A 13,499-nucleotide genomic window follows, 5' to 3' on the forward strand; every position below is an offset into this window, starting at 1 on the left:
GGCCAGGAGATCCCGGACATCACCATCGTCCGGGATCGGATACCCCAGCACCACGAAGACAAACCGCCAGATTTCGCACTGACGTAACGACATGTATGTCAGGGATCAAAGGGGATGTCAGTGAAACCCGATCGGGGTCTTGATCGAGCCGATCGAGCGGAATACGGCGCCTGCACCCTTTTCAGCCACCTGAGCGATTATCGAAAAATTATGCGCGCTATGGGTGAAACATTAACGCGAGCAGTGAATTAAATTTATACCTGAAAAAATATATAAGAGAGTATTTCATCTAAATATTACCGAGGGTTGATTTAATAATATTCATCAACCATCGGTAATTAAAAGCATAAAACTACAGCTGGACCGTGGCCACCGAAAACTCACAACGATATTTTAACTAAAATACATATAAAAATGCTTCGAATATGAAACAACTCCCAGGGTAAATCTCGGGAGCGTGCGCCAGCTAGATTTGACATTTGCAAACTCCAATCTGCTGACGCGATTGAAACGGAACCTCGAAGCAAAGGCGTTGATATGACCTTCCTGATGCCCTTCGGTTCGGATGCAAAGGCCATCCTCGCCGCGATGACGAAATCGCTCGCAATCATCGAATTTGATTTGCAGGGCAACATTCTCGATGCCAACGAGAATTTCTGTAGGGCGCTGGGCTACGAACTCGCCGAAATCAAAGGCAAGCATCATCGCATATTCTGTGAACCCGCTTATGTAAGCTCTCCGGAATACAAGGATTTCTGGGCCAAGCTTGCTAAGGGCGAATTCGATGCGCGTGAATATAAGCGCATCGCGAAATCCGGAAAGGAAGTCTGGATCCAGGCGTCCTACAATCCGGTCTTCTCCGGCGGCAAGCCTTACAAGGTCGTGAAGTTCGCAACCGATATCACGGCGGCGAAGCTGAAGGCAGCCGAGGATGCCGGCAAGCTGGATGCGATCTCCCGGGCCCAGGCGATCATCGAATTCACGCCGGAAGGCGAAGTATTGAGCGCCAACGACAACTTTCTCACCACCCTTGGCTATACTCTGCCCGAGATCAGGGGCAAGCATCATTCGATGTTCTGCGAACCCTCCTATGTCCAGAGCAGCGACTACAAGCTCTTCTGGAAGAAACTCGCAAACGGCGATTTCGTCGCGGAAGAATTCAAACGCATCGGCAAGGGAGGCAAGATCGTCTGGATACAGGCATCCTACAATCCGATCTTCGACATGAACGGCAGGGTCTTCAAGGTCGTCAAGTTTGCGACAGACATCACCGAACGCGTGCGCGCCGTGGACGATCTGGCCGCCGGCCTGACCGCGCTGGCCAATGGCGACCTGACGGCAAGGATAGAGAAACCCTTCATTCCGACCCTCGAAAAGGTTCGAGTGGACTTCAACGCGTCGATCGAGAAACTGCAGGCAGCCATGCGCACTGTCGGAGAAAATGCAGAGGGTATCGCCGCCGGTTCGGCGGAGATTCGTTCGGCGTCCGACAGCCTCGCAACGAGAACACAGCAGCAGGCGGCAGCCGTCGAGGAAACCGCCGCCGCCCTGGAAGAGATCACGCAGACCGTTGCCGACAGCTCGAAACGCGCCGGCGAGGCGGGACAACTGGTCGCCCGCACCAAGGCCGCCGCCGAGAAATCCGGCGCGGTGGTCAAGAACGCAATCGGCGCCATGGGCCAGATCGAAAATTCGTCCCATGAAATCTCCAATATTATCGGCGTGATCGACGACATCGCCTTCCAGACGAACCTTCTGGCGCTCAACGCCGGCGTCGAAGCCGCGCGCGCCGGCGAAGCCGGGAAGGGCTTTGCGGTCGTCGCCCAGGAAGTCCGCGAACTCGCCCAACGCTCCGCCAATGCGGCAAAGGAGATCAAGACGCTGATCAATACCTCCGGCGACCACGTCAAGAACGGCGTCTCGCTGGTCGGCGAGACCGGGAAGGCACTCGACCAGATCGTTGCAGAGGTCCAGGAAATCGATCGCAACGTGATGGCGATCGTCGAGGCGTCTCGCGAGCAATCGACGGCGCTTCAGGAGATCAACAAGGCCGTCAACGGCATGGACCAGAATACCCAGCAGAACGCAGGCATGGTCGAGGAAACGACCGCAGCAAGCCACAGTCTTGCGCGGGAGGCCGAAACGCTCCGCAATCTCCTGGCACAGTTTAGATTTGGGCAACACTCTTCCGTTACAGTCAAGGTAGCGCGTCCTGATGCCTCGCCCGTCGCATCCCCGGCACGCACTCTAATCGCAAAGGTAGCCCGCGCCACCGGCGGCGCGGCCGCTTCTGCCCAGGCACAGGAAAGTTGGGAAGAATTCTGATGGCAACGACGATCAACTCCACGACCTTCGGCGGGGAAACCCTCGAAATCATCGCCTTCCGCCTGCATGACCAGGAATTCTGCGTGAAGACGACCACCATCCGCGAAATCCGCGGCTGGGCTCCGTCGACACCGATCCCGCATGCCCCGGCCGACGTTATCGGCGTCATGAACCTGCGCGGTTCGGTGATCCCGATCATCGACCTCGCTTACAAGCTTGGCATGAAGAGCACCGTCGCCAACGAGCGGTCGGCCATCGTCGTTGCCGAAGTGCACAACATGGTCATCGGCATGCTGGTCGATCGGGTTTCCGATATCCTCACCATCTCGTCGAGCCAGGTGCAGCCAGTTCCGGAAATCTCGGCCTCCTTCGACAAATCCTTCTCCGAAGGCATCATCGCCAACGAGAACGGCATGATCTGCTTCCTGAACCTTTCCAAAATGTTCAAGGGCAACGAAGCGGACGACCTCGCGGCCTGATCCTTTTCTAATAGAATAGATGGGATTGCTTTGAAGGCTCCATTCGTGGGGCCTTTTTCGTCTTGCGCTTCCCCTCCGTATTTGCGTTTATCAAAATTTACTTATGAAATTAGAAGATTATTAAATGTGAAAATGCCATCTTTGCGTGTATTTCGGTGTGGTCGCCGAAATGACGGCACAGCTGGAGAGAGGACGCAGCCAGGGGAAAGGCAACTCGGATGGCATGGTTTGCAGCAAGCAGTGACTCCAGCAACGTACGTGCCGCACTTTCCAAGTCCCAGGCAATGATCGAGTTCGATCTGGCCGGGACCATTCTCGATGCCAATGAGAATTTCTGCCAGTCGCTTGGCTATAGCCGGGAAGAAATCGTCGGCAAGCACCACAGGATCTTCTGCGACCCGGCTTATACGGAATCCCCTGAATACCGCGAATTCTGGGCAGGCTTGGCTGCAGGCAAGTTCGACGCCCGTGAGTACAAGCGTTTCGGCAAGGGCGGCCGGGAAATCTGGATTCAGGCCTCCTACAATCCCGTCTTTTCCGGCGGCAAGCCGTACAAAGTGGTCAAGATCGCGACCGACATCACAGAAGCGAAGAAGAGAAGCCTCGAGGACGCCGACAAGATTTCCGCCATCTCCCGCTCCCAGGCCGTGATCGAATTCACCCCGGACGGCCGAATCCTAAAAGCCAACGAGAATTTCTGCAACGCTACGGGCTACAACCTTTCCGAAATCGTCGGCCGGCATCACAGCATGTTCTGCGATCCGGCATATGCTGCCAGCGCCGAATACAAGACCTTCTGGACGCGACTCGCCGAGGGCCGCTTCATGGCCAATGAATTCGTCCGTTATGGCAAGGGCGGCAAGGAAGTCTGGATCCAGGCCTCCTACAATCCCATTCACGACCTGAACGGAAAGGTCTACAAGGTGGTGAAGTTCGCAACCGATGTCACACCGCGCATGACCGCGATCGACGCCCTGGGCCGCGCTCTTAACGCCGTTGCAGACGGCGATCTCCTGCAAAGCCTCGACCAGCCTTTCGTCCCGACCATGGAAAAAGTACGTCAGGATTTCAACAGTGCCGTCGCCAAGCTGCGCAACGCCCTTCAGACGGTTGCCATCAATGCGGAAGGTATCGCATCTGCTTCCGCGGAAGTGCGCGAGGCCTCCGATGATCTGGCACGACGCACCGAGCGTCAGGCCGCCTCGCTAGAAGAAGCTGCTGCCGCGCTCGAGGAAATCACCACCACCGTTGCGGATGCGACCCGCAGGGCAGACGAGGCAGGTCGCCTCGTCCGCGAGACGCGCCAAAGCGCCGAAACTTCGGGCGAGGTTGTCGAACAGGCTATCGACGCCATGAGCCGCATCGAAGAGTCGTCAAAGCAGATCACCAGCATCATTGGCGTCATCGACGAGATCGCGTTCCAGACCAATCTGCTGGCGCTCAATGCCGGCGTTGAGGCCGCCCGTGCAGGAGAGGCAGGAAAGGGTTTTGCCGTCGTCGCACAGGAAGTGCGGGAACTGGCGCAGCGCTCGGCTCAGGCGGCCAAGGAAATCAAGACGCTGATCCACACATCCGGCGAGCAGGTGAAGAACGGCGTTTCCTTGGTCGGCAGAACAGGAAAGGCGTTGCACGAGATATCCTCACGCGTCGGCGAGATAGACCTCAACGTCACGGCAATCGTCGGCGCCTCCCGCGAACAGTCGGGCGCACTCACGGAAATCAGCCAGTCCGTCAACCACATGGATCAGGCGACCCAGAAGAATGCCGCCATGGTCGAGGAAACCACGGCCGCCAGCCACAACTTGGCCCGCGAGGCGGAAAGCCTCCACGATCTTCTCGGCAATTTCCGGATCGGCCGGCCCGGTGACAACAGACACTCACTCGTCGCGGCATAGGTAAAGCGTATCGGCGACACAATAAGGCAGAGGCAAAACGATGTCTTGTCTCTGCCTTTTTAGTTTTGGAAATCACGCCCCGGCAAATGGTGCGAAGGCCGTCCGGCGGAGCGGATCAACCGCCCTCGAAAGACAGGAACAGACGAGCCGTTTACGCCGCTACCGGCCGTTTGACTGCCTTGGAAGCCTCGATCACCAGCGGCAGCAGTCCCTCGCCGCCATGATCGATATGTTCAAACAGCTGGCGACGCATGCGCGGCTCCCAGAACCGGTTGATGTGGTTCGCAACTCCTTCCACCCGCACGCCTTCCGGCTGGGAGAGGAAGAAGGTGGCGATCTGGTTCGCCATACGAACGAGTTTTTCCGAGGTATCATGCGACATTGCTGGCAACTCCGGCGACGATGCGTTCTGGTCCGGTGAAAACTTCAAAATCCTGGCCGCGCGCAATTCCGATCATGGTCATGCCCGCCTCCTCCGCCGTGCGGATGGCAAGTGCGGTCGGCGCCGAAATGGCAACAAGCACCGACGCGCCAAGGATCGCGGCCTTTTGCACCATCTCCACGGAAAGTCGGCTTGTGACGACCACGGCGCCCTCTTCCCCCTTTCGGCCCGCACGCAGCACCGCTCCGATGAGCTTGTCCAGCGCATTGTGGCGGCCGACATCCTCACGCAGCGCAATCAGACCTTCGCCGGGTACGAAGAAACCGGCTCCGTGTACGGCATGGGTTTCGCGATTGAGCAACTGCGCGCGACCAAGCGCTGTCATGGCCTCCTCGATATCCGAAGGCGTTAACCCGAAGCCCGCGGCAGCCACACGCGGCACGGGACGGCTCGCCTGCTCGATCGATTCGATACCGCAAAGACCGCATCCGACCGGGCCTGCCATTCGCCGCCGGCGCGCCGTCAACGCTTCCGCCGTCACGTCCCGCAATGTCACCTGAACATCGATCCCCGCCCCGGCTTCGATCGGTTCGACGGCGATGATGTCATCCGGCGAAACGATAATTCCTTCCGCCAGCGAAAACCCGAAGGCGAAATCCTCAAGATCCGCAGGCGTCGCCATCATGACCGCATGGGTGGAACCGCCATAAGAAAAAGCGATAGGCATCTCTTCCGGCACGACGCGCGAGCCGGAACGGACGACACCATTGCGACTGGCGATTTCCGGAACCGTCGCGGTGGTCTTCAATGCGCTCACGGATCGGCTCCCCTGCCCTGCGGAATGCTTCTCACTCGGCCGCCTCCAGCTTGCCGGCGATGCGCCGCGAACGGCGCGACAGCTCTTCATAATCCTGCTGCCATTCCGTCGGACCGTTGGACGGCGACACCTGCACCGCCGTCACCTTGTATTCCGGACAGTTGGTCGCCCAGTCGGAATAATCCGTGGTGATGACATTCGCCTGCGTGTCCGGATGGTGGAAGGTGGTGTAGACCACGCCCGGAGCCACGCGCTCGGTAATCAGCGCACGAAGCGTTGTATCGCCGGAACGGCTGGCAAGCTTGACCCAGTCGCCGTCCTTGATGCCCCGCTGCTCGGCGTCGTGCGGATGGATTTCCAGCCGGTCCTCCGCGTGCCAGGTGACATTGTCTGTCCTGCGGGTCTGCGCCCCGACATTGTACTGCGACAGGATACGGCCGGTCGTCAGAAGCAACGGGAAACGCGGCCCGGTCCGTTCGTCGGTCGCGACATATTCGGTCCGGATGAACTTGCCCTTGCCGCGCACGAAGCCGTCGACATGCATGATCGGCGAACCTTCGGGGAACTTCTCGTTGCACGGCCACTGAACGGAGCCGACCTTCTCCAGATAGTCGTAGGAAACGCTGGCGAAGCTCGGCGTCGTCGCGGCGATCTCGTCCATGATTTCGGACGGATGCTTGTAGTTCCAGTTGAGACCCATGGCCTGGGCGAGCTTCTGGGTGATCTCCCAGTCGCCATAGCCGTTCTTCGGCGTCATCACCTTGCGCACGCGGTTGATACGCCGCTCGGCATTGGTGAAGGTGCCGTCCTTTTCGAGGAAGGTCGAGCCCGGGAGGAAGACATGGGCATAATTGGCCGTCTCGTTGAGGAAAAGATCCTGCACCACCACGCACTCCATCGCGGCAAGCCCGGCAGAGACATGCTTGGTATCCGGATCTGACTGGAGGATATCTTCACCTTGGATATAGATACCCTTGAAAGTGCCGTCGACGGCTGCGTCCAGCATATTCGGAATGCGCAGGCCCGGCTCATTGTCGAGCTTGACGCCCCAGAGTTTTTCGAAGGTCTCCCGCGTCGCATCGTCGGAGATGTGGCGATAACCCGGAAGCTCGTGCGGGAAGGAACCCATGTCACAGGAACCCTGCACGTTGTTCTGACCGCGCAGCGGATTAACGCCGACACCCGGCCGGCCGATATTGCCGGTCGCCATCGCAAGATTGGCGATCGCCATGACCGTGGTGGAACCCTGACTGTGCTCGGTCACGCCCAGGCCGTAATAGATGGCGCCATTGCCGCCGGTAGCAAAGAGCCTTGCGGCGCCACGCACGAGATCGGCCGGAACGCCGGTAAATTGCTCGATCTCTTCGGGGCTGTGCTGCGGCTCGGCGACAAACGCCGCCCAGTCCTCGAATTCCGACCAGTCGCAACGCTCACGAATGAACGTCTCGTCGCACAGGCCTTCCGTGACGATGACGTGGGCGAGCGCCGTCATCACCGCAACATTGGTGCCGGGCTTCAGCGGCAGATGGTAGGTAGCCTCGACATGCGGGCTGCGCACGATATCCGTGCGGCGCGGATCAACGACAATCAGCTTGGCGCCTTGGCGCAACCGCTTCTTCAGCCGCGAACCGAATACCGGATGGCCGTCCGTAGGATTGGCACCGATGACCATGACGACATCGGAATGCTCGACGGAATCGAAATCCTGCGTACCGGCCGAGGTGCCGAAAGCCTGACCGAGACCGTAACCCGTCGGCGAATGGCAGACGCGGGCGCAGGTATCGACATTGTTGTTGCCGAAGCCGGCGCGGATCAGCTTCTGGACGAGGAAGGTCTCTTCATTGGTGCAACGAGACGAGGTGATGCCGCCGATCGAATCCTTTCCATACTGATACTGGATGCGGCGGAATTCGCTCGCCACATGGGCATAGGCCTCTTCCCAGGTGACCTCGCGCCAGGGGTCGCTGATCTTTTCACGGATCATCGGATTGAGGATGCGATCCTTGTGGCTGGCATAGCCATAGGCGAAACGGCCCTTGACGCAGGAATGGCCGCGATTGGCCTTGCCGTCCTTCCACGGTACCATGCGCACCAGTTCCTCACCGCGCATTTCGGCCTTGAACGAGCAGCCGACACCGCAATAGGCACAAGTGGTGACCGCCGAATGCTCCGGCTGGCCGATGGCGATCACCGATTTTTCCGTCAGCGTGGCGGTCGGGCAGGCCTGCACGCAGGCGCCGCAGGAGACGCATTCGGAATCGAGGAAATGCTCGTGCATGCCCGGCGATACGCGACTATCGAAGCCGCGGCCCTCGATTGTCAGGGCAAACGTGCCCTGCACTTCCTCGCAAGCACGCACACACCGCGAGCAGACGATGCATTTCGACGGATCGTAAGTGAAATAGGGGTTCGATTCATCCTTCGCCATCCAGCGCGCATTCACCTCGCCGAAGCCGTCGCGCGCCTTGACGTGATTGTCGCCATCATAACCATAGCGCACGTCGCGAAGGCCAACGGCGCCTGCCATGTCCTGCAATTCGCAATCGCCGTTGGCGGCGCAGGTCAGACAGTCGAGCGGATGATCGGAGATATAGAGTTCCATCACCCCCTTGCGGATCTGCTTCAGGCGATCCGTCTGCGTATGCACGACCATTCCCGGCGCGCAGGGCGTGGTGCAGGAGGCCGGGGTGCCGTTACGCCCCTCGACCTCGACGAGACAGAGGCGGCACGAGCCGAAGGCTTCGACCATATCGGTAGCGCAGAGTTTCGGCACCTGGATGCCCGCCTCCATGGAGGCGCGCATGATCGAAGTGCCCGCAGCCACCGTCACCTGCCGGCCGTCGATCGTCAGCGTCACCGTCTCTGTGGATTTCGATGCTGGCGTGCCGTAGTCGATTTCATGAATGAGAGACATGGCTTTACTCCGCTGCTTCAACGAGTGGGGTTGGCGCGAAATCCTCGGGGAAATGCGTCATGGCGCTCATCACCGGATAGGGCGTAAATCCGCCGAGCGCACAGAGTGAACCGAATTTCATCGTGTTACAAAGATCGGCGAGCAGCGCCCTGTTCTTCTCGGGCTCGATGCCGCGCGCAATCCTGTCCACCGTCTCGACGCCACGGGTCGAACCGATGCGGCACGGCGTGCATTTTCCGCAGCTTTCGACCGCGCAGAACTCCATGGCGAACCGCGCCTGCTTCATCATGTCCGCCGTGTCGTCGAACACCACGATACCCGCATGACCGATCAGGCCGTCTTTCGCCGCGAAAGCCTCATAGTCGAAGATCGTATCGAACAGGGAGGGCGGGAAATAGGCGCCCAGAGGCCCGCCGACCTGCACCGCCTTCACCGGACGACCGTTCGCCGTACCGCCGCCGATGTCATAGACAAGTTCGCCAAGCGTCAGACCGAAAGCCGTTTCATAGAGACCGCCATGCTTGACATTGCCGGCTAGCTGGATCGGGATCGTGCCGTGCGAGCGGCCGACGCCGTAGTCGCGATAGAAGGCGGCGCCCCGGTCCATGATGACCGGCACCGAGGCCAGCGATATGACGTTGTTGACGACCGTGGGACAACCGAACAGTCCCTGCAGCGCCGGCAGCGGCGGCTTGGCCCGAACGATGCCGCGCTTGCCCTCAAGCGAGTTGAGCAGCGACGTCTCTTCGCCGCAGACATAGGCGCCCGCGCCCATGCGCACTTCCATATCGAAAGCGTGGCCCGATCCCATGACCGAAGGACCGAGGATTCCGGCTTCCCGCGCGATCTCGATTGCCGCAGTCATCATGCGGATCGCATGCGGATATTCCGAACGGGTATAGACATAGCCCTTGGTCGCTCCGGTCGCGAGGCCGGCAATGGCCATACCCTCGATTAGAACGAACGGATCGCCCTCCATAATCATCCGGTCGGAAAATGTGCCGCTGTCGCCCTCATCCGCATTGCAGACGATGTACTTGCGATCGCCCGGCGCATCGAGAACCGTCTTCCACTTGATGCCGGTCGGGAAACCCGCACCGCCACGGCCACGCAGGCCGCTGTCGGTCACCTGCTTGACGATATCAGCAGGCGCCATGGCAATCGCCTTTTCCAGCCCTTTCAGGCCCTGATAGCGACGGTAATCCTCCAGTGAAAGCGGATCGGTCACGCCGCAGCGCGAAAAAGTAAGGCGTGTCTGGCGCGCAAGAAAGGGAATATCCCTGGTCTGCCCCTGGAAGAGCGGGTGAACGCCGCCCTCAAGGAAATTCGCATCGAAGAGGCCGGGCACGTCCGCGGCTCTGACAGGGCCGTAGGCGATCCTGTGATGATCGACACGGACCTCGACAAGCGGTTCCAGCCATAGAAGACCGCGCGAACCGTTGCGCACCACATGCACATCGAGACTGCGTGTCTTTGCCTCGCGTTCGATCGCGGCGGCAACCTTGTCGGCACCGACGGCAAGTGCGGCAGAATCTCCGGGAACGAAAACGGTCACGGTCATCGGCGTGCCTCCGCAACAAGTTCGCCAAGACAGTCTTCATCGAGACGCCCACGCAACTCGCCGTCCAGCATGGCGCTGGGCGCGCAGGCGCAGAGCCCGAGACAGAAGACCGGCTCGAGCGTCACGGCCCCGTCGGATGTGGTCTCGTGAAAGTCGATACCTAGAAGCGATTTGACCCGCTCGGCCAGTCCATCTCCGCCCATCGACTGACAGGCTTCGGCGCGACAGAGCTTCAGCACATGGCGACCGGCAGGGTGGGAGCGGAAATCATGATAGAAAGAAACGACGCCATGCACCTCCGCGCGGGAGAGATTGAGCGCCTGCGCGATCAACGGCTTGGCCTCTTCCGGCACGTAGCCGAACGTATCCTGTACGGCATGCAGGATCGGCAGCAGCGGGCCTTCCGTGCCCCGAAACTCGGAAATGATCGCAGACGTGCGAGACAGAACATCATCCGAAGACGATCTCACATTCATGTTCAGCCCTCCCAAACCGACACGAACATCACCAGCAGGCTGACTTTCGAAACCGGGCGCCGTCGTCGGATAAACTGGTCGTAACATTGACGAAGACCGGAACTTGTCATTCCCAGCCGACCTTTACGGAGAATGAGCCTCCCCACCCGGCATGGTCAATAAAGCAGTCGTGTGGATTGATAGAAAAAATCTATCAAAACGCCTGCGCATTCGCCAGCCGGCCGGCTTCGTGGAGCAGCGCCGACACAAGCGGCGTGAAGGGTTCACGATACTGCGCAACCAGACCGACGGAGTGCTCAGCCTCCGGCTCGCCTATCGGGATCATCCGGATCTCCTCTGAAAAGCCAAAGGATTCCGCAACGTTGCGTGGCATGATGGAAGCCCAGCGACCCGTGCGGATATGGGAGAACAGCACTATCATCGAATTGGATTCGAGCGTCGGATGCGGCGTGACGCCAGCCTCTGCCATATGCTGGTTGATGATACGCCTGTTCTGCATGTCTGCGGTCAATAGGCAAAGTCGAAGATCGGCCATATCCCGCCACGTCACTTTTTCGCGATCCGACAGGGGCGTTCCCGCCGCCGTAATCAGGTGATAGCGCTCGGAATAAAGCGGCACCATGCTAACCCGCCCAAGGGGTTCGTTGTCGAGATAGGTGATGCCGGCGTCGATCTCGAGATTTTCAAGGAGGCTGAGAACCTGGAGCGAGGTGCGCGACAGGATGGAAAAGGTCACGTCTGGATGCTTGGCCTGGAAGGGCTCCGTGATGCGCGGCACCATCGAAAGCGCGGTGGGAACGACGGCGATGCGGATATGACCGGCAAGACCCCGGCGCGCAGCGCGCATTTCCTCCCGCATGGTGCGCGCATCGCCGACGATGCGCCGCGCCCATTCCAGAACCCGCTGCCCTTCCGGGGTGAGCCCCTGATAGCGGGAACCACGCTGCACCAGCATGACGCCAAGCTGGTCCTCCAACTGCCTGATCGCGGCCGAGAGGGTCGGCTGGGTAATGCCGCATTCCTCGGCCGCCCGGCCGAAATGTTCCGCCCTTGCGAGCGCGATGAAGAATTCAAGCTTGTCGATCAACGCCGCCCTCCCGTGCGTGCATCGTCGGGAGGAAGAAGTTCGCTACAACGTTGCAGCTTTCAGGCATCCTCGCGCGCATCATCGGCAGCATGCGCCTTTTCGCCCGGCTCGCAATACATCTTGTAGAGCACAGACACGAGTTCGTTGAGTGCCGGATCGGCGATGCGATAATAGATCATTCGCCCATCGCGCCGGGTGCGTACGAGATGTTCTCCGCGCAGGCGCGCAAGCTGCTGGGAAACGACGGCCTGCTGCAGTCCGAGAATGGCTTCGATTTCGCCCACCGTTTTCTCGCCCCGGCTGAGAATGCACAGCATCAGCAAACGGGTCTCATGCGACAATGCCTTCAGCAACGCGCTGGCCGCCCGAGCTTTCGACATAAAATCGTCGAGCTGGTCCAGTTTCAAATCAGGACTGAACGTCGGAACACTCATCAAACCATCCGGGCGCGAGGGTAAGCATCGCTCGTGCGATATATATAACGCAATGCAGCGAAACCCCAAATAGACGACTGTCACTCTCAGGAAAAGAGCCCGCCCAACCCACAGAAATTGACGAAAATCAAAGCGCGATTGATTCGACCCTTTCCTTGAGAAGGGCCGCACTCCTGCCAAGCGCGGCATATTCGCCGACATCCAGTTCCGGAATGAGGTCAGCGATCACACCTTCCGCACCAACGATTCGGGGAACGGACAAAGCGACATCCGTCACATCCACGATATGCGGCGTGACGATCGACACCGAAAGCACGTCACGCTGATCCTGGGCGATTGCCTTGACGATGCGCGCAAGGCCGGCGCCGATGCCGTAATAGGTCGCGCCCTTGCCGTTGATGATCTTGTAGGCGGCATTGCGCACACCGTCATCGATCGACTGGCGCACATGGTCCGTCAGAGGCGAGCCGATCTGCTCGGCAAAGGATCTGAGCGAAACCGATCCAGCCCGCGCATTCGACCAGCCCAGGACTTCGCTGTCGCCATGCTCCCCGAGAACATAGGCATGAACGGACTGCGGGGATATGCCGAGATGGCGGCCAATCAGGCTGCGGAACCGGGCCGAATCGAGGATCGTTCCCGAGCCGATCACCCGTTGCGGCGGCAAGCCGCAAAGACGAGTGGCCACCTGGGTCATGATATCGACGGGGTTGGTGGCAATCAGCAGGATCGCGTCCGGCGCAACCCGCAGCACTTCGCCTACGACCTCGCGAAAGACGGCGGCATTGCGCTCCAGCAATTCGAGCCGGCTTTCGCCGGGTTTCTGGCTGACGCCGGCGGCAAGAATAACAACGCCTGCGCCCGCAAGATCGGCATAGTCGCCAGCCAGAACGCTGGTGGCCGACATGAACGGTACGGCATGCGAGATATCCTCCGCCTGCGCGATCGCCAGCGCCGCATTGCGATCGACCAGCACGATATCGCTGACGATGCCCATCAGGGCGAGCGCATAGCCAGCCGAGCTTCCCACCATGCCTGCTCCGACGATACCGACTTTCATGACTGTCTTCCCCTGTGACGAACGGCTGGTGGACTATCTCATCGCTACCGGCCGCGTTTCAATTGCCTC

Annotated in this window: 10 protein-coding genes and 1 pseudogene; 3 read left to right on the top strand and 8 right to left on the bottom strand. The window is 59.7% G+C overall.

Annotated elements, in window-relative coordinates; all coding sequences use genetic code 11:
- Positions 1 to 537 precede the first annotated feature (537 nt).
- The 3 genes and pseudogenes from J5N58_RS09090 to J5N58_RS09100 form a co-directional block, all read left to right on the top strand.
- Complete coding sequence (locus tag J5N58_RS09090) at positions 538 to 2,325, top strand: methyl-accepting chemotaxis protein (protein WP_244710559.1); 1,788 nt, start codon at positions 538 to 540, stop codon at positions 2,323 to 2,325.
- The gene (locus tag J5N58_RS09095; protein WP_112830394.1) at positions 2,325 to 2,804 is read left to right on the top strand and encodes a chemotaxis protein CheW; all 480 of its coding nucleotides are present in this window, start codon (positions 2,325 to 2,327) and stop codon (positions 2,802 to 2,804) included. The genes J5N58_RS09090 and J5N58_RS09095 overlap by 1 nt, the downstream gene beginning before the upstream one ends.
- 218 nt (positions 2,805 to 3,022) lie before the next feature.
- Positions 3,023 to 4,678 (top strand): annotated as a pseudogene (locus J5N58_RS09100) (methyl-accepting chemotaxis protein); the annotation flags it as partial.
- A gap of 172 nt (positions 4,679 to 4,850) precedes the next feature.
- Here J5N58_RS09100 and J5N58_RS09105 read toward each other — a convergent pair.
- The 8 genes from J5N58_RS09105 to J5N58_RS09140 all read right to left on the bottom strand — a co-directional run bounded on the left by J5N58_RS09105 (position 4,851) and on the right by J5N58_RS09140 (position 13,430).
- Positions 4,851 to 5,081 (bottom strand): formate dehydrogenase subunit delta, encoded by a 231-nt coding sequence (locus J5N58_RS09105; RefSeq protein ID WP_112830396.1) that lies wholly within the window; start codon positions 5,079 to 5,081, stop codon positions 4,851 to 4,853.
- On the bottom strand, positions 5,071 to 5,898 hold the full coding sequence (fdhD, locus tag J5N58_RS09110; protein ID WP_244710561.1) for a formate dehydrogenase accessory sulfurtransferase FdhD: 828 nt from the start codon (positions 5,896 to 5,898) through the stop codon (positions 5,071 to 5,073). The genes J5N58_RS09105 and fdhD overlap by 11 nt, the downstream gene beginning before the upstream one ends.
- A 31-nt stretch (positions 5,899 to 5,929) precedes the next feature.
- Entirely contained in the window at positions 5,930 to 8,812 is a 2,883-nt protein-coding gene (fdhF, locus tag J5N58_RS09115; RefSeq protein ID WP_244710563.1) for a formate dehydrogenase subunit alpha, read from the bottom strand.
- Between the two features lie 4 nt (positions 8,813 to 8,816).
- On the bottom strand, positions 8,817 to 10,373 hold the full coding sequence (locus tag J5N58_RS09120) for a formate dehydrogenase beta subunit (protein ID WP_113438929.1): 1,557 nt from the start codon (positions 10,371 to 10,373) through the stop codon (positions 8,817 to 8,819).
- Positions 10,370 to 10,849 (bottom strand): formate dehydrogenase subunit gamma, encoded by a 480-nt coding sequence (locus J5N58_RS09125; protein WP_112830400.1) that lies wholly within the window; start codon positions 10,847 to 10,849, stop codon positions 10,370 to 10,372. Before J5N58_RS09125 ends, J5N58_RS09120 begins: the two co-directional genes overlap by 4 nt.
- Positions 10,850 to 11,042: 193 nt before the next feature.
- On the bottom strand, positions 11,043 to 11,936 hold the full coding sequence (locus tag J5N58_RS09130) for a LysR family transcriptional regulator (protein ID WP_112830401.1): 894 nt from the start codon (positions 11,934 to 11,936) through the stop codon (positions 11,043 to 11,045).
- Between the two features lie 59 nt (positions 11,937 to 11,995).
- The gene (locus tag J5N58_RS09135; RefSeq protein WP_112830402.1) at positions 11,996 to 12,370 is read right to left on the bottom strand and encodes an ArsR/SmtB family transcription factor; all 375 of its coding nucleotides are present in this window, start codon (positions 12,368 to 12,370) and stop codon (positions 11,996 to 11,998) included.
- A 127-nt stretch (positions 12,371 to 12,497) separates the two neighbouring features.
- A complete protein-coding gene (locus J5N58_RS09140) occupies positions 12,498 to 13,430 on the bottom strand; it encodes an L-lactate dehydrogenase (protein WP_112830403.1) in 933 nt (310 codons plus the stop codon).
- Between the last annotated feature and the right edge of the window lie 69 nt (positions 13,431 to 13,499).

It is taken from the genome of Paenirhizobium cremeum (assembly GCF_022884085.1).
GTDB lineage: Bacteria > Pseudomonadota > Alphaproteobacteria > Rhizobiales > Rhizobiaceae > Allorhizobium > Allorhizobium cremeum.